The sequence below is a fragment of the Cryptosporangium aurantiacum genome, from assembly GCF_900143005.1.
In the GTDB taxonomy this organism is placed as follows: Bacteria; Actinomycetota; Actinomycetes; order Mycobacteriales; family Cryptosporangiaceae; genus Cryptosporangium; species Cryptosporangium aurantiacum.
Genome location: NZ_FRCS01000012.1, coordinates 244591 through 260662 on the forward strand (window position 1 = coordinate 244591; position 16072 = coordinate 260662).

The window sequence follows — 16072 nt, forward strand, 5'->3', positions numbered from 1 at the left end:
AGGCTCGCGCCGGCGTTCCGCCGGGCGGGCCTTCGTCGTGCTGATCCTGGTGTTCCTCCTGGCCTGGGGGGCCGACGAACTCCTACCCTGAGGGAATGGCCCGACGGCGTAGCCACGCCTCCCGGGACGGTGCCCAGCCGGAAGAATCCGCCCCCGAACAGCAGTCGGACGAGACGGCTCCCCGCCACGTGAGCCGGGCGCCTGCCTACTGGGACGAGATGGACGACTCCGGCGCGACGCCCGTCCCCGACTTCGACGTGCTCAGCCAGGGCAGCTGGGAGCCGTCACGACGCTGGGCTGCACCCGAGCCGGTCGTCCCGCTCCCCCGGGCGCCGCTGCGCGACCCGTCGTCCGAATCGGAACCGTACGAGCCCGCGCCGGAACCATTACCGGAGGTGGAAGCGCCACCGGAACCTTCTACCGAAGAGGCGGAGGCCGACGAGCCACCCCCGCGGGGGCCGGCCTTCGTCGGACGCCTCCAACGATGGAGCCGGGCTCGTTCCACCCGCCTGCTCGCGATCGTCGCGTTCGTTGCGGGCGCCGTCCTCGGTGGTGCGACCGTGCACGAGTGGGACACCCAGCAGGCCGCCGAGAAGCAGCGGAACACCGTCCGGCTCACCGCCCGCGTGGCCGAGGACGCCGCCAGCAGCGCGAGCTGGACCGGCGCACGACAGCCCTGGACGCTCCGCGTCGTGGTGACGAACAGTGGACCGACCGACCTCCGGGTCCGGGCCGCCCGGCTGGACGACAGGCGCTTCACGTCGCACCTGCGGACCGTCAGCCGCGGGGCGCAGGTGCGCGCGGGCCAGGACGCCTGGATCTCGTTGGACGTGACGCACTCCTGCTCGACCGGCGGGCCGACGTCCGCACCGCGGACGATCATGCTGACGGTCACCCCGGAGGGACGTCCGGACCAGGAGATCCGGGTCCGGCTTTCCGACGACACCACGCTGGTCGTCGACACCGCTCGGCAGAAGTGCCAGAGCGCGGCGAGCAACCTCTGGATCACCGCCGAGCTGCACGGGGATCCGGCCGACCTGGGCACCGAACTGGTGACCCCGATCCGGATCACCCAGCAGGACACCAGCGCGGCGGCGGTGCGGGAGATCCGCACGCCGACGCCGGGACTCTCGGTGGTGTCCGCGCCGCTCCCGGTCAGCTTCGTCAAGATGCAGACGCCGCCGACGACGCTGCGGTGGACGATCGCCGACTGCACGAAGGCCAGGGTGATCGTGTTCGCGGAGGTCGGTATCTCGGCGGTCATTCAGCTCGAGGGCGGCGAGTCCGTGCAGATGCCGATCGTGCTGGACGCCAACGCGGTGCTGGCGATCGTCCGCTTCATCACGCGGACGTGCGGCTAGTAGACGAGTGCCTGGGTGCCGTCGGCGAGGATTTCCTCGACGAAGACGGCCGCGCCGGCGATCCGGACGCCCGGCAGCACGTCGCTCTCCTCGATCGACCGCCGCGCGGCGCACTGGGTGCACAGCGTGACCCGGCCGGTCGCCAGCAGCGCGGAGAGTAGTTCGGACAGCGGCGCGGAGTGCGGTAGTTCGAACTCTGCGGCGCGGCCGGGCAACGCGAACCAGGACGACTCCCCGGTGAGCCAGAGCGAGACGTCCGCTCCGGCGGCGACTGCCGTGGCGGCGACCGTGAACGCCTGCGCGCAGCGTTCGGGAGCATCCGCTCCGGCTGTCACCTTCACGACCAGTGAGCGGCTCATGAGCAGACCTTAGGGGGTCGACCCGTCAGGCTGGCGTCCCGGCGCCCGCGGCTCGCGACACTGTGCTGAGGGCCACGCGCACTCCGGGCGGTCTCTCGCCCTAGACTCGACACGTGCTCGAGACCTTCTTCCTGGTGCTGCTGATCGCGGCCTTCCTCCTCATCGCGTGGTTCGGCGCGTACGTCGTCTACCGGCTCTATCAGGGCCAGCGCTGATCGTGACCGATCCGGCGGGCTACCCGTACGAGGAGACCCACGACCTCCGGTCCGGGCCGAACCTGCACGAGTCGCTGCTGGGCCTGCTGCCGTTCGTCGGCCTGTGGCGGGGTACCGGCAAGGGCGGGTACCCCGACATCGAGGACTTCGACTACGCCCAAGAGGTGCGGTTCAGCCACGACGGCAGGCCGTTCCTCGCGTACGAGTCGCGGACCTGGCTCATCGACGCCGAGGGGCGGCCGATCCGCCCGGCGGCGCGCGAGGTCGGGTGGTGGCGTCCGCAGGCTGACGACTCGGTGGAGGTGCTGCTCGCGCACCCGACCGGGTTCGTCGAGGTGTACGTCGGCGAGATCGACGGGCTGAAAGTGGAGCTGAGCACCGACGCGGTCGTGCGTACCGCGACCGCCAAAGAAGTTTCGGCGAACCACCGTCTCTACGGCATCGTCGAGGGCGATCTGCTCTATGCGGTCGACATGGCCGCAACGGGCCACGATTTGACCCCGCACCTATCCGCCCGCCTCAAGCGAATCGGCGGTTAAGCGCCGCCAGAGCGCGCGCATTTGTTTGAACGGGGAGCCCGCCCAGGGCGGGGCCTGCCGATCGGGCGCGACCGCGCCGCGTATTGGTCGTACTCAAGTGGTCGCGCCCGCTCGGCAGCGTCGTCCTGGGCGGGCCGCCCACAAAAAAAGCCCCTCGGGCTGGTTCCCGTGCTTACGCACGGGGCCGGTCGGACGAGGCCGGCAGCCCGAGGGGTCGGTGGTTACCTTGGTTTGCCTTACCGCCGTCTACGTCTCAGGCGACGGTTCGGACCGGAGTCCGATGGGCGGCTAGGAAGTAGCCACCTCACGAGTCCGATAAGTATTCAACTTTGGACCACCTCCCCTCTCGTGTAGCTCGAATCTACGTCGGTCTCCGAGGGTCGGCAACGCTATTTTTCGGTGTTCTCCGGGAGCGGAAATCCGAGGATTCGCTGTACCCCTTCGGTGAGCCCGCGCTCCCCGATCGGCTTGCCGTCCAGCGCGGTGATCCGAGCCGCCCCCCGCACGCTCGAGCACAGCCACGCCTCGTCCGCCGCGTACAGATCGTCCAGGTGTGCTCGGGTGCGCTCGGCCCGCAGCCCCAGCTCACCGGCCCGGTCGAGCAGGTAGTTCACGGTGGTACCGGCGAGGATCCCGGTGTCCACCGGCACGGTCCGCAGCGCCCCGTCGGCCGCCCACACCACGGTCGCGGTCGGCGCCTCCAGCACCGTTCCCTCGACCGAGAGCATCAGCGCGTCGTCCGCGCCCGCCGCCGCGGCGTACCGCAGCGCCGCCATGTTCACCGCGTACGAGAGCGTCTTCGCGCCGCCGAGCAGCCACGGCGCTCCGGACCGCACGTCGGCGGTCACGCCGAGCGTGACCGTCACGACCGAGATCCCGTCCCGGCGGCCCTGACGCTGCGCCGGTGAGACGTCGAACATCGTCGCGAACACGGTCGGCGGCTCCGGCTGGCCGGTGTCGGGTCCGCGCGTGCAGACGATCTTGACGCCGACCTCCTCGTCGTCCGTGGCCTCGGCGCACACCGACTCCACCAGCGCGGCCAGCTCCGAGGCCGGCGGGAGGTTGATGCCGAGGATCCGCGCCGAACCGGCCATGCGGGCCAGGTGCTCGTCCAGTTGCCAGGGTTTGCCGTACCGGACGTGGATGGTCTCGAATACGCCGTCGCCGCGGGTCAGGCCGGCGTCGTCGGCACGGGCGATGAGTGTGTCGACCGGAAGGAGACCCCGGCCGAGGACAGCGAGCGCACGGGTAGCCATGCCGGAAACCGTAGTGAAGTTTTTTCCGGTCCGGCGCCCCGCGGTAGGTCTTCGCAGAACTCGGGCCCTGAACAGCGAAGGGGCGAACCGAGCCGGAAAAAACCTCAGTGAATAACATGGAGTCATGGCGCTCCCGTCACTGACCGATGCGCTGCGCTCCCGCGGGCTCCGGATGACCGTTCAGCGGCAACTCGTCATGGAGGCCGTCGAGCGGCTGGGCCATGCCACCCCCGAACAGGTGCACGCCGAGGTGACGCAGACCGCGGCGGGTATCAACCTCACCACCGTCTACCGGACGCTCGAGCTGCTCGAACAGATCGGCCTGGTGCGGCACACCCACCTGATCGACACCGCCACGACCTACCACCTCGCCGCCGACCAGCACTTCCACCTGGTCTGCCGAATGTGCCGGACGGTGTCGGAGGCCCCGACCGGAATGCTCGCCGAGCTCGCGGGCCGGCTGGCCGACGAGCGCGGTTTCAGCATGGACGTCGGGCACGTGGCGCTGTTCGGCGTCTGCGGCGATTGCAGCGACGGAAATACTTGCGAGCCCGAGACCGCTGCACCTACCGGATCCCCGGAGGTGTCGTCGTGACCAGCCCACTCGCTTCTCGTCCCGGTGCAGTGCTCGCCGAAGGGGCGGACACCGGAGTCGCCGCCCACTACGGCGACCCGTTCCGTGAGCAACGGCAGCTCGCCGAGGACGTCGGCGTGGTCGACCGCAGCCACCGCGGGGTGATCGCGGTCCCCGGCGCCGACCGGCTGACCTGGCTGCACAGCCTCACGTCCCAGCACCTGTCCGGGCTCGCGCCCTGGCACGGCACCGAGGCGCTGGTGCTCTCCCCGCACGGGCACGTCGAGCACCACGCACAGGTCGCCGACGACGGCGAGACGGCCTGGCTGGACGTCGAGCCGGGCACCACCGCCGACCTGCTCGGCTACCTGCAGAAGATGGTCTTCTTCATGCGGGTCGAGCCGGCCGACGTGTCCGCCGCGTGGGCGGTGCTGTCGGTGGTCGGGCCGAAGACCACCGAGACGATCGCGCGGCTGGGGGTGGCGCTCCCGTCCGAGGCATATGCGCTGACCGCGCTGCCCGACGGCGGGTTCGTCCGCCGGATGCCGTGGCCGGGCAAGGTGGCCGCCGATCTACTGGTACCGCGCGCCGCTCTGGACGCGACCGTCGACCGGCTGGCTGCTCCGCTCGCCGGCGTCTGGGCGTACGAGGCGCTGCGGGTCGCCGACCGTCGTCCGCGGCTGCGCTTCGAGACCGACCACCGGACGATCGTCCAGGAACCGGAGTGGATCCCGACCGCGGTGCACCTGGAAAAGGGCTGCTACCGCGGGCAGGAGACCGTCGCCCGGGTCCACAACCTCGGTCGTCCACCGCGCCGGCTGGTGCTGCTGCACCTCGACGGCGTCAGCGAGGAGCTCCCCGCGCAGGGCACGCCGATCACCCTGGGACGGAGCACGGACGGGCGCGAGGCTCGCGCGGTCGGATTTGTCGGCACCGCGGTGCGCCACTGGGAGCTCGGCACGATCGCGCTGGGCTTGATCAAACGCTCCACCCCGGACGACGCCGACCTCTTCATCGGCGAGACCCGAGCCGCCGTCGAGCCGGCGCTCGAGACCGCCTGACGGTTTTCGTCACGTCGATACAGGGATTGACCTGCGGATTTGAGTGGGCCGTCCCGAAAACGTGAGATCTTGTCTCAAATAGCGGGTGTCTCACAGGAGTTTGTGGCTGAAATGTAACTGTTTAGGCATTGCACCCGTGCCAAAAGCTGGCTCAACCCTCACCCGGCCCGCTCCCGCATGCCAGGATGCTCCAGACGCGGTGGGCAACCCGCCACACCACTGGCCTGCGAATCCGCGCCGTGCGAGGGAGCAAAGGCATGACGGATGTCGTACCAGGAGGGAGACGGCGGATCGATCGCGTGCTCGATTCCGGCTACCTGCGGGGCCTCACCGACCTGCGGACGCCCGAGGTACGCCACCGCCGTGACGAAGCGCTCGCCGAACTCGCCGAACTCAACCGCCTCGGCCACCTGCTGGACGAACGGATCGCGATGGTCACCGCTGAACAGCGGCGGCGCGCGGCGATCGTCTTCGACGGCACCACCGAACTCGCACCGGACGCTCTCCCGGCCGACGACCATTCCGCCGGGGGCCGGCTGGCTCGTGTCTTCCGGCTCCGCGCCGACCCCGACAACTCGCCCACCCATCGCCGACGGCGACGGGTCGAGCGCCTGGTCGCCGACGTCGACCTCGCCGACGTCGCCCGGCGGACCGACGACGAGCTGGCCCGAGTGCTCCGCACGTTCCGGCACGAACGACGTCAGGTCACCGACGTGTCCGGGCGGGTGCGGTCCGTCGTCGACCAGTGCGGGGACGAACTGGGGCGGCGACGGGTCGCACCGATGGGCACCGGCGCCGCAGAGGAGCCCGAAACAGTCCCGCTCGACGAGCACGGCCGCGGACGCACCGGGACGCTCGGCGGCAACCGCCGCCCCTGACGTCTCTCAGGGTGCGGCCCTGAACGCACCCTGAAGTGCTAGCTGACTGCTTGCAGGTGTTAGCGCGAGCGACCTACCTTGGGGGTACGGACGTCGTCAGCGAGAGGATCACCATGTCTACTCCCACGGGGCCTGGCTCTAGTTCCACGGGGCCGGCCGAGCTCGGACCCGGCCAGGACAGCGGAACCGACGCCAAGCAGTGGCCCGAGCCTCTCTACGCCGTTGCCGGTGTCGGCGACCTGCTCGCCGAGCAGCTCCGCCGGTTGGTGGCCAACGCCCCGGAGATCTCCGCCCAGTTCCAGCGGAACGCCGCGACGCTGCCGGACGACCTGCGCAGCCTCCCCCGCGAGCTGCGGACGCTGGCGGCCGACCTACCGTCGTACGCGGCCGGGCTGCAGAGCCGGGCCCGCGACCTGGACAGTGAGGCCGTGAAGCGTAACGTCTCGACCGCGCAGAACCGGGCCCAGGACATCTACCGGGGTCTCGTCGAGCGCGGCGAGCAGGCAGTAAAGCAGCCTTCCTGAATCGTCGGCTCAGCCCTCGGCCTGTCCAGGGCGGGGCTGACGTCCGTCGCAGGGAGGACCGTGACCGTTCTTTGGTCACAACCGACCGAGACGGCCGTCAGCGTCGTTCTGGACAGGCCGGGTCACGTTCCGCGGGGCTGAGTCGTCTGTTCATACGACAACCTTGGTGGACGAAGGGCACGACGATGGGCGACGACTTCACACCGCACCGCGAGCACCTGCTGCGGGTCGCCTATCGCATGCTCGGCAGCCTCGCCGACGCCGAGGACGCCGTCCAGGAGACGTGGCTGCGCTGGCAGCGCGCCGACCGCTCCGACATCGTCGATCCGCGGGCGTGGCTGACCCGGGTCGTCGGACGGATCTGCCTCGACGTCCTGCGGTCGGCGCGCGTCACCCGCGAGGCGTACGTCGGCCCGTGGCTGCCCGAGCCGCTCGTCGAGCGGCTCCCCGCGGACGCGTCCGCCCTGTCCGCGGGCGCGGATCCCGCCGACGTCGCGGTGCTGGACGACTCGGTCCGCATCGCGCTGCTGCACCTGCTGGAGCGGCTGACGCCGGAGCAGCGGGTCGCGTTCGTCCTGCACGACGTGTTCGGCATCCCGTTCGACGGCATCGCGTCCACGCTCGGGACGAAGGTCGAGACGGCACGGCAGCTGGCGTCCCGGGCGCGGCGGCTGCTGCACGACAGCGCACCGTCGCCGCTGGCGCCGCTCCCCGAGCAACGCGCGACCGTCGAGGCGTTCCTCGAGGCCTGCCAGGGCGGCGACCTGACCCGGCTGACCGCGCTACTGGCCCCGGACGTCGAGTTCCACTCGGACGGTGGCGGTCGAGTGCGGGCCGCGCTGCATCCGATCGTCGGCGCCGAGAAGGTGGTCCGTTTCCTCCTCGGCATCCTCCAGAAGGGCGGCGCTCGGGTCGTTCCGGAACCCGCCCTGGTCAACGGGCAGTACGGGATCGTCTTCCGGTTCCGGCCAGGCGACCCGAACGAGGGCGAGGTCATGGGCGTAGGGGTGCCCGACGTGACCCCCGAGGGCCTCATCACCCGCTTCTCGTACGTCGCCAACCCAGAGAAACTACATTCCGTTCCCGCTGTGGACGGGCGCAGCGAGGTGTCGTAGGGGGCGGGTAGCGTTGCCGCCCGTGCCCCCAGTGACCGAAGCGACCGGAGCGACCGCGACTCGGGACGCAGCCGATCAACGACAGACCGACGCACTCCTCGCTGCCGCGATCGGTGCGGTACCCGGCGGAATGGACCGCCTCGGGCAGCGAACCATGGCGCACGCGGTCACCGAGGCCGTACATACTGGTGAGCACCTGCTGGTCCAGGCAGGCACCGGCACCGGCAAGTCGCTGGCCTATCTGGTGCCGGCGCTCGCCACCGGCAAGCGCGTCGTCGTGACCACCGCAACGCTGGCGTTGCAGGCCCAGCTGGTCAACCACGACCTGCCCCGCCTGGTCGAGGCGGTCGCGCCGGTGCTCGGCCGCACACCGACGTTCGCGCTGCTCAAGGGCCGCCATCACTACGCATGCCTGGCCAGGCTGGAGCCCGGCGTCGCAGATGAGGACGAGGGCCTGTTCGACACCGACACCCAGTGGCTCGGCGCGGCGGGCAAGCTCACGCAGCAGGTCACCCGGGTCCGGGAGTGGGCGCAGGAAAGCGACACCGGCGACCGCGCCGACCTCGACCCCGGCGTCGACGACAACGCGTGGCGTCAGGTCAGCATGCCGGCCAGGGAATGCGTCGGCGCGGCGCGCTGCCCGTTCGGTGAGGACTGCTTCGCCGAGGCGGCACGAGCCAAGGCACGGCAGGCCGACATCGTCGTCACCAACCACAGCCTGTTGGCAGTCGACCTGCTCTCCGCCCGGCACATCGTCCCCGAGCACGCACTGCTGGTCGTCGACGAGGCACACGAGCTCACCGATCGGGTCACCAGCGCCGCCCAGGCCGAGCTGACCGCCGAGCTGATCAGCCGGGCCGGCCGCCGGTTGCGGGCGTTCGTCGACGAAAAGCTGCGGGACGACGTCGAAGGCTCCGCCGACCTGTTGGAACGCACGCTCGACGGGATGCGGACCGGTCGGCTCGAGCGGCTGCCCGAGCCGCTGTACGACGCGCTGTTCCTGGTCGACGCGTCGGCACGGGCCGCACTGGAGGCGCTCGGCGGCGAGGTCGGCCCGGACGAGGCCGATGCGGTCAAGCGGAACCAGGCCAAGCAGTCGCTCACCGGCCTCGTCGACACCGTCGAGCGCCTGCTCCAGCAGTCCGACCACGACGTCGCGTGGCTGGCCAGGGAAGACCGGCGCCCGCCCGCGCTGCACGTCGCGCCGCTCTCGGTGTCCGCCGCGCTGGGCAGCGGCCTGTTCCGGGACCGCGTCGTGGTGGCGGCGTCGGCGACGCTGGCGCTCGGCGGGCGCTTCAACACGGTCGCCCGGTCGCTCGGCCTGGAGGTCGAGTACGGCCGCACGCCGGATACCAACGACGTCCGGCCGGTCGAGCCCCCGGAGCCTGACGACGACGATTCCGACGTCCAGCCGCCACCGCGGTGGCGGGCGCTGGACGTCGGTTCGCCGTTCGACTACCCGAAGCAGGGCATCCTCTACGTCGCCTCGCGGCTGCCCAAGCCGGGCATGTCCGGGCTCTCGGACGCGGCCCAGCGGGAGCTCATCGAGCTGGTCACCGCGGCCGGGGGCCGGGCGCTGGGGCTGTTCTCGTCCCGGAAGGCGGCGACCACGGCCGCCGAGGCGCTTCGCGCGGCCACCGACCTGCCGGTGCTGCTGCAGGGTGACGACTCGATCCATTTGCTGGTGCGGCGGTTCCGCGAAGAACCGCAGACCTGCCTGCTCGGCGTCGCGTCGCTCTGGCAGGGCGTCGATGTGCCCGGTGACGCCTGCCAGCTGGTCGTCATCGACCGGTTGCCGTTCCCTCGGCCCGACGAGCCGCTCACCGCCGCCCGCTCCAAGGCCGTGGACGACGCGGGCGGCTCGGGGTTCATGGCGGTGTCGGTGCCGGCCGCGGCGATCCGGCTCGCCCAGGGCGCCGGGCGGTTGATCCGGGCTGCCGGTGATCGCGGGGTCGTCGCCGTGCTCGACCCCCGGCTGCACAACGCCCGGTACGGCGAGTTCATCCGCCGGACGCTGCCGCCGTTCTGGTACACCACGTCCCCGGACGTCGTCCGCGGCGCACTCACCCGCCTCCACGACACCGCAGTAACCACCTCGGCCTCAGCCTGACGTCCCGCGCCCGCGAGCGCCTCAGCCCGAGGCGCGCGGCCGCGCCGGGAGGGTCGGGCCGCGGCGCGGGCGCGCCGCGAGCTCAGCTGGTTGGTGCCGGGCCGGGTGGCTCACTCGTCGGTGGCGGAGTAGGAGGCGCCGGCGCAGCGGTCGGCGCCGTCTGCGCGGGCACCGGCGCCCCGGCCCGCCCCGCGGCCCCGCCGCTGCTCTCCACCGCGTCGGTCCGCGCTTCCTCCACCGCGGCCTGGTCGTCGTCCGTCGGCACGGTCCCCGGTGGAGCGTCCGGTCCGGCCGGCGCGGGACCGCCCTCCGGTCGCACGACGAGATAGCGGATCGCGGTGTTCAACACCGCCAGCACCGGCACCGCGACCAGACCACCGACGATGCCGGCGACCGTGATCCCGATCGCGATCGCGAGGATGACCGCCAGCGGGTGCAGCGCGACCGCGCGTCCCATGATCAGCGGCTGCAGCACGTGTCCCTCGAGCTGCTGCACCCCGATGACGACGGCGAGGATGATCAGCGCCGCCGCCGGGCCCTGCGTCACCAGCGCGACCGCAACCGCCACCGCGCCGGACAGCGTCGCACCGATCACCGGGATGAACGCACCGAGGAACACCAGCGCGGACAACGGCAGCGTGAGCGGCACCTTGAGCACCGCCAAGCCGATGCCGATACCGACCGCGTCGACGAACGCGACGAACACCGTCGCACGGACGTAGGACGTCAGCGTGTGCCAGGAGTACTGACCGGCCTGCCGAACGGCCGGCCGGGCCGGGCGGGGCAGCAACCGGGTGATGAAGCGCCAGATCTGACTGCCGTCCTTCAGGAAGAAGAACAGCGTGAACAGCACCAGGAAGAACCCGGTCACGACCTCGCCGAGCGTCGTCGCGGTGCTGAGCGCACCGGACGTCAGCGACGAACTGTTCTCCGACAACCACTTCTGCGCGCGGTCGACGTAGCTGTCGATCTGTTCCTGGGAGATGTGCAGCGGCCCGGACAGCAGCCAGTCGCGGCCCTCGTTGAGCGCCTGGTTGACCTGTTCGGTCAGGTCCTGCAGACCGTTGATGAACGCCTGGATGACGAGATACAGCGTGCCGAACACGAACACGAGCCCGAACACCAGGATCGTGGTCGCGGCCAAGGCATTGGGCGCACCACGTTTGCGCAGCCATCCGGCCGCCGGTTCCAGCAAGGCCGCGAGCAGGAGCGCGACCATCAGCGGAATCACGACGAAGCGCAGCATCGAGATGATGTGGGCCAGCCCGTAGAGCACGGCCGCGACGATGACCAGGCGCCAGGCCCAGGCTGCGGCGACCCGCAGCGCGACCGGCACGCTCTCGTTGTCCGGCTCGCCGGCAGGCAGCAGGACGACGCCCGGCGACTCGGGACGCTCGGGAGGTAGGTCGTCGCTCTCCCGTGCGGCCGCGAGCCTCTCTCGCGCCTCGTCGCGCACCCGCAACAGCCAACTCACTCGTGTACCCCCTCGCCCGGTTCGCCATGGGCACCGTACCGGCGCGGTCTACCCACCCCACTGGCGCTGCACACTCGGCGCTACGGTGTGGAGCTGTGAGTACCGAACCCGGCCTGGTCAACTCGGCGAGCGACGGCCTGCCGATCCACCTGCTGCACGACCGGGTCCTGGTCAAGCTCGAGGGCAAGCCGGGTGAGCGGAAGTCGAGCGCGGGCATCGTCATTCCGGCGACCGCGTTGATGGGTCGCCGGCTCGCGTGGGCGACCGCGGTGGCGGTGGGACCGCAGGTCCGCTCGGTGGAGGTCGGCGACCGGGTCCTGTTCGACCCCGACGAGAAGTCGGAGGTCGAGTTGCAGGGCACCGACTACGTGCTGATGCGCGAACGCGACGTCCACGCGGTGGCCGCCTCCCGCGTGGAAGCGGAAGGCACCGGGCTCTACCTCTAGTAGCTGCCGTCCGGCTTGGAGCCGGGCGCGTGGTGCGGGTGGTAACCGGGGTGGCGGCCACCGCCGCCGTAGTACGTCGGGTTGTACGCCTGGTTCGGCACGCTGCCGCCCACGTAGTTCGGCCCCGGGTAGCTGCCGCTGACGTAGTTCGGGTTGTGCCCGCCCGGGTAGACCGAGACCGGCGCCGCCGCCCACGGCATCGTCGCGCCCGGCCGGGCGTTCTGCAGGATGTACTGCCGCCGGGCGTCCACCGTGGCCAGCAGCTGCCGTTCTTCGTCCGCGAACTCTTTGTTCGTGATGCCGCGCGCCAGCGAGTCGCGCGCGAGCGCCAGCTTGGTAGCGGCGAACTGGTAGTCGGACATCGCTTTCGCGCCGATGCCGCCCGCGATCTGCCGTGCCCACTGCCGGCCTGCGCGTCGCGTCTGCATGGTGGCCAGCGCGGCGATCTCCTGGGGGGTGAACCACCCGGCCTCGGCGTAGACCGGGAGCACCCGGCCGACGACCTTGGCCTCCCGCCCGCGCAGCACGATCGCGACCGTGATCATCACGGCCAGGATCGGCAGCATGATCACCACATATCCGGTCAGGATGATGCTGAAGTCTTGGCTGGAGGCCAGCAGGTTCCAGGTGCCGTGCAGCAGCACCGCCAGGGTCAGGCCACCGATCGGTGCGACGATCCGGACCCAGGTGTGGCGGCTGCGAACCGCCAACCCGACGCCCACACCGGTCATCGCGGTGAAGAGCGGGTGAGCGAATGGCGAGAAGATGCCACGAAGGACGAACGTGACGATCAGGGCGGTGATGCCGCCCGGCATGTTCTTCTCCTCGTCACCGAGGTAGGCCGAGCCGAAGTAGAGGACGTTCTCGGTGAACGCGAACCCCACCGCGGACATCCCGGCGTAGACGATGCCGTCGACGACGCCGTTGATCTGCCGCCGACCGGTCAGCGCGAGGCCGAGCAGGACGAACAGCGGAATCGCCTTGAAGAACTCCTCGGTGGGCGGCGCGACCAGGACGGCCGTCGTCGACTCCGACCCGCCGGCGCCGGTGATCACCTTGCCGCCGAACGAGTTGATGATCAGCGCGGCGAACGTCGCCACGCAGGCACCCCAGCCGAACGCGAACGCCAGATACCGGCGCGGCTCCGGCTCGTACCGGTCGAGCCACCAGAAGAACGCCAGCAGGAACGGGACCGGCAGCACGGCGGTGCCGAGCGCGAGGATCAGCGCGCCCGGGCCCAGGCTGTAGCCCAGAATGCCGTAAATGCCCAGACCGGCGAGGCCGATGACGCCGACCGCCACCACGATGACCGCGACGCCGACCCAGCGACGCTTGTGCCAGGGCACCATCGGGGCAGGCCGGACCATCCCCTCCGACGGGTGGGGCACGCCCGGCTGCTGCCCGGGCTGTCCCGGTGCCGCGGGAGGATAAACCATGGTCCGCAGCTTATCGGGGCTGCGCGTCCGCCGCCTTGGCGTCCTGCCGCAGCAGGTGGTTCAGCGTGCCGATGCCGTCGGTCAACCGATCCGCCGCCGTGGCGAACGTGGCCAACCGGGCATTGGGGGCGACCGCGATCAACCGGTCGACGTCCGCGCGCAGCGGCGGCAGCGGCCGCGGACGCCGTCCGGTGCGGAGTGCGGTGGCCACCAGAGCGAGTGCGGTGTCGACGTCGCCGGCGAACGCCCTGGCCTCCGGACGGGCGAGACCCTCCGGGTGCGCGTCCCTGGCGGCCTCCAACGCCATCCCGCCCTGCACCAGCCGGCTCGAGTGCACGGTGACGCCGTGCGCGAGGTCGACCAGCGCCGGCGGCGTCCCTGGTTCGTCGGCCAGCCGCTTGGCCGAGTCCCTGGCGTTGCTCAGCGCGACCCTGGCCACCGTGCGGGCGGCGTCCACGTCGGTGTCGGAGGCGTCCGGGTCGGCGGCCGTCCGCAGGTAGCTGCGGGCCCGCTCGATGCTCTCCGCGAGCGTGTCCCTGGCGGTGGACCGCTCCCACGTGGGCCAGGCCAGGTAGGCGGCGAGCGCGATCGCGCCGGCCGCGACCGTGTACGTGAGGCGTTCCGGGATCAGCGAGCCCGCCGACGCCCCGAGCAGGTCGGCGATCAGCACCGCGTTGCCCGCCATCGCGGCGGCGCCCAGCGCGAAGTTCGCGGCGAGGACGGTCCGGAGGAAGAAGTAGAACACCGGGACCAGCACCATCTTCTGCCAGGTCTCCGAGACCACCCACTCCAGCAGCGCGGAGACCACCAGCATGCCGAGCAGCGTCCCGGCCACCCGGTCGACGACCTGTTTGACGGTCGCCGAGAAGTCCGGTCGGATCGCCACCGCGACCGTGAGCAGCAGCCAGTACCCGCGCGGCAACCCGAGCACGGCCAGCGCGGTGGCAACCGCGGCGAGCGTGAACGCCAGCCGCAGCGCGTGCCGGAACGCCGCCGACGACGGCCGCAGGTTGGCCCGCAGCACGGTCACCGGCTCGTCGGCGGGCATGACGAAGACCGGAGCGCCGCCGTGGACGGTCGTCGTCACGTCCGGGTCGGTGGATTCGACGATCCGCCGCGCGGCCCGGAGCTGCCCGGCCAACGCCGCCGAGCGGGTGGCGGCACCCCGCCGGGTCAGCGGCGCCCGGCCCGGCCCGTCAGCCCGCGCGCGCACTGCGGCGACGGCCCGCTCCAGCGCGTCGTCCAACGCTGGCGGGACGTCCGGGTGCAGGTCGTCGGGGTCTCCGGTGAGCCGTTCCGCGACCGCGGCGCCCACCGCGCTGGCGGCCTCCAGTACCGCGGCGACCTCGTCGGCAGCGTCGTTCCGGTCCATGTCCTCGAGGCGGGCCCGCAGCCCGGCCAACGCCACGACTTCGCCCCGGGCGCGCTCGACCTCGTCGAGCAGAATGCGCAGGCCCGCGACCGTGCGGTTGCGCTGCGGGTCCAATCCCTGCAGTGCGGCGTGTGCCTCCAGGACCGCCGGGTAGGCGGGACCGGCTCCGGTCGGATCGACGTCGGTCAGCTGGCGGTACGCGGCGGCGATCGCGGCCCGCTCCGGCGCGTAGCCGCGAACCGGCCAGGGAGCGATCGCGAGCAGCGTCTGGAGCCCCGCGCCGACGAACACGGCGGCCGCGGCGAGCAGCGCCTGGCTGAACTCCTGCGGCTGTTCACCGAGCACGATCAGGACGATCAGGCCGGTGATCCCGACCCGGGTGCCCGCCGGGCCGAGCGCGGTGAGCAGACCGGCGAGGAAACCCCAGAGCGCGATCAGCAGAACCGCGAGCACCGTGTGCGGCTGGACCAGCGCGCCGAGCAACACCGACAACGCGCCGCACACCGCCAGCGCGAAGCCGAGCCGCAGCCGGCGGCGGTAGGGCCCGGAAAGGTCGGCGAAGCCGGTGAAGTACGCGCCGAGAGTGGCGGCCACCGCGGGCAGGACTGCGCCGGCCAGGCCGCCGATCAACAGCGGCAGCGCGACCGCGATCGTGCCGCGCGCCGCGACGCGCGGGCTGAGCTTCGCCCGGGGCACGGAAATCAGGCCGCCGATGGCGGCGCGCAACGTTCGCACCATGACCGCCCCGGAAGCCGCGTGGTTCGCCCGAGCCATTGAACTCCCCGGGCCGGGTTACGACCTTAACGGGCGGCCCGCGAGGTGGCCCGCGACGCGCGGGCTCTGCATACGACGGCGCCCCGCGGAGAACCGCGGGGCGCCGGAAAGTTGGACGGGCCCTGTTCTCTCCGCCGCGTCGCGGCGTTGTCGAGAGGCGGGGCCCGCACGGGAATTTGTACCTCCCGGCAGGAGCGAAGGCAAGAGATTCGTGCTTTCGAATACAGAAGCGTGGCGTAACCGCAGGTTCACCTTGTGGTGGCCGGGCGCGCCTTCGATCCGACGGCCGGGCGAACGGCTGTCATCCGGGCGGCGAAAGCCCGAGGCCGGAGCGTCGGCCAGCTGACACTCCGACGCGGAAAGCCGGTCCGGCTGGCACATTCTGGGGATACCAGCGTGCCCGGCACTCCCTAACGTTTACCTCAACAGCGGCGGCCCGCTACGGAGCAAGGCCCCACCAGACGCGGAAGGACGCGAAACCCGATGAGCGACTACGAGACCAACGTCGACGTTGACGGCGACGGCCAGTGGGACGACGTCAACTACTCGGAGAACGCTGACGGCAGCGTCACCATCAC

General features: G+C 71.4%; 14 protein-coding genes. 9 read left to right on the forward strand and 5 right to left on the reverse strand.

All coding sequences use genetic code 11. The features are described from left to right. Window positions 1-95 precede the first annotated feature (95 nt). The gene (locus BUB75_RS32580) at window positions 96-1361 is read left to right on the forward strand and encodes a hypothetical protein (protein WP_143175540.1); all 1266 of its coding nucleotides are present in this window, start codon (window positions 96-98) and stop codon (window positions 1359-1361) included. Here BUB75_RS32580 and BUB75_RS32585 read toward each other — a convergent pair. Next, the gene (locus BUB75_RS32585) at window positions 1358-1720 is read right to left on the reverse strand and encodes a DsrE family protein (protein ID WP_178380031.1); all 363 of its coding nucleotides are present in this window, start codon (window positions 1718-1720) and stop codon (window positions 1358-1360) included. The genes BUB75_RS32580 and BUB75_RS32585 overlap by 4 nt on opposite strands. 211 nt (window positions 1721-1931) lie before the next feature. Between BUB75_RS32585 and BUB75_RS32590 the strand changes: the two genes are divergently transcribed. Next, window positions 1932-2474 carry a heme-binding beta-barrel domain-containing protein gene (locus BUB75_RS32590; RefSeq protein ID WP_073262545.1) on the forward strand — a complete coding sequence of 181 codons (543 nt, stop codon included), beginning with the start codon at window positions 1932-1934 and terminating at the stop codon, window positions 2472-2474. A gap of 389 nt (window positions 2475-2863) precedes the next feature. Here the strand turns inward: BUB75_RS32590 and BUB75_RS32595 are convergent, their stop codons facing one another. Further along, window positions 2864-3730, reverse strand: coding sequence for an aminotransferase class IV (locus BUB75_RS32595; protein ID WP_073262465.1), 867 nt, complete (start codon window positions 3728-3730; stop codon window positions 2864-2866). Between the two features lie 124 nt (window positions 3731-3854). Between BUB75_RS32595 and BUB75_RS32600 the strand changes: the two genes are divergently transcribed. The 6 genes from BUB75_RS32600 (at window position 3855) to BUB75_RS32625 (ending at window position 9992) form a co-directional block, all read left to right on the forward strand. Then, entirely contained in the window at window positions 3855-4325 is a 471-nt protein-coding gene (locus BUB75_RS32600; protein WP_073262467.1) for a Fur family transcriptional regulator, read from the forward strand. Then, complete coding sequence (ygfZ, locus tag BUB75_RS32605) at window positions 4322-5365, forward strand: CAF17-like 4Fe-4S cluster assembly/insertion protein YgfZ (RefSeq protein ID WP_073262469.1); 1044 nt, start codon at window positions 4322-4324, stop codon at window positions 5363-5365. The genes BUB75_RS32600 and ygfZ overlap by 4 nt, the downstream gene beginning before the upstream one ends. Before the next feature lie 257 nt (window positions 5366-5622). Further along, the gene (locus tag BUB75_RS32610) at window positions 5623-6243 is read left to right on the forward strand and encodes a hypothetical protein (RefSeq protein WP_073262471.1); all 621 of its coding nucleotides are present in this window, start codon (window positions 5623-5625) and stop codon (window positions 6241-6243) included. A 113-nt stretch (window positions 6244-6356) separates the two neighbouring features. Then, window positions 6357-6767, forward strand: coding sequence for a hypothetical protein (locus tag BUB75_RS32615; RefSeq protein WP_143175541.1), 411 nt, complete (start codon window positions 6357-6359; stop codon window positions 6765-6767). A 185-nt stretch (window positions 6768-6952) separates the two neighbouring features. Continuing rightward, window positions 6953-7882, forward strand: coding sequence for a sigma-70 family RNA polymerase sigma factor (locus tag BUB75_RS32620; RefSeq protein WP_073262474.1), 930 nt, complete (start codon window positions 6953-6955; stop codon window positions 7880-7882). Window positions 7883-7904: 22 nt separating this feature from the next. Then, window positions 7905-9992 carry an ATP-dependent DNA helicase gene (locus BUB75_RS32625; protein ID WP_245806347.1) on the forward strand — a complete coding sequence of 696 codons (2088 nt, stop codon included), beginning with the start codon at window positions 7905-7907 and terminating at the stop codon, window positions 9990-9992. An 82-nt stretch (window positions 9993-10074) separates the two neighbouring features. Here BUB75_RS32625 and BUB75_RS32630 read toward each other — a convergent pair whose 3' ends face one another. Further along, on the reverse strand, window positions 10075-11466 hold the full coding sequence (locus tag BUB75_RS32630) for an AI-2E family transporter (RefSeq protein WP_073262476.1): 1392 nt from the start codon (window positions 11464-11466) through the stop codon (window positions 10075-10077). A 95-nt stretch (window positions 11467-11561) separates the two neighbouring features. Between BUB75_RS32630 and BUB75_RS32635 the strand changes: the two genes are divergently transcribed. After that, on the forward strand, window positions 11562-11912 hold the full coding sequence (locus BUB75_RS32635; RefSeq protein ID WP_245806348.1) for a GroES family chaperonin: 351 nt from the start codon (window positions 11562-11564) through the stop codon (window positions 11910-11912). Here BUB75_RS32635 and BUB75_RS32640 read toward each other — a convergent pair. After that, window positions 11909-13348, reverse strand: coding sequence for a PrsW family intramembrane metalloprotease (locus tag BUB75_RS32640; RefSeq protein WP_084741969.1), 1440 nt, complete (start codon window positions 13346-13348; stop codon window positions 11909-11911). The two genes, BUB75_RS32635 and BUB75_RS32640, sit on opposite strands and share 4 nt — an antisense overlap. 10 nt (window positions 13349-13358) lie before the next feature. Further along, complete coding sequence (locus tag BUB75_RS32645) at window positions 13359-15446, reverse strand: FUSC family protein (protein WP_178380032.1); 2088 nt, start codon at window positions 15444-15446, stop codon at window positions 13359-13361. Window positions 15447-16072 lie beyond the last annotated feature (626 nt).

Coding starts and splice junctions, on each gene's coding strand:
- BUB75_RS32580 (WP_143175540.1), top strand. CDS start 96: ATGGCCCGACGGCGTAGCCACGCCTCCCGGGACGGTGCCCAGCCGGAA.
- BUB75_RS32585 (WP_178380031.1), bottom strand. CDS start 1,720: ATGAGCCGCTCACTGGTCGTGAAGGTGACAGCCGGAGCGGATGCTCCC.
- BUB75_RS32595 (WP_073262465.1), bottom strand. CDS start 3,730: ATGGCTACCCGTGCGCTCGCTGTCCTCGGCCGGGGTCTCCTTCCGGTC.
- BUB75_RS32600 (WP_073262467.1), top strand. CDS start 3,855: ATGGCGCTCCCGTCACTGACCGATGCGCTGCGCTCCCGCGGGCTCCGG.
- BUB75_RS32610 (WP_073262471.1), top strand. CDS start 5,623: ATGACGGATGTCGTACCAGGAGGGAGACGGCGGATCGATCGCGTGCTC.
- BUB75_RS32615 (WP_143175541.1), top strand. CDS start 6,357: ATGTCTACTCCCACGGGGCCTGGCTCTAGTTCCACGGGGCCGGCCGAG.
- BUB75_RS32620 (WP_073262474.1), top strand. CDS start 6,953: ATGGGCGACGACTTCACACCGCACCGCGAGCACCTGCTGCGGGTCGCC.
- BUB75_RS32640 (WP_084741969.1), bottom strand. CDS start 13,348: ATGGTTTATCCTCCCGCGGCACCGGGACAGCCCGGGCAGCAGCCGGGC.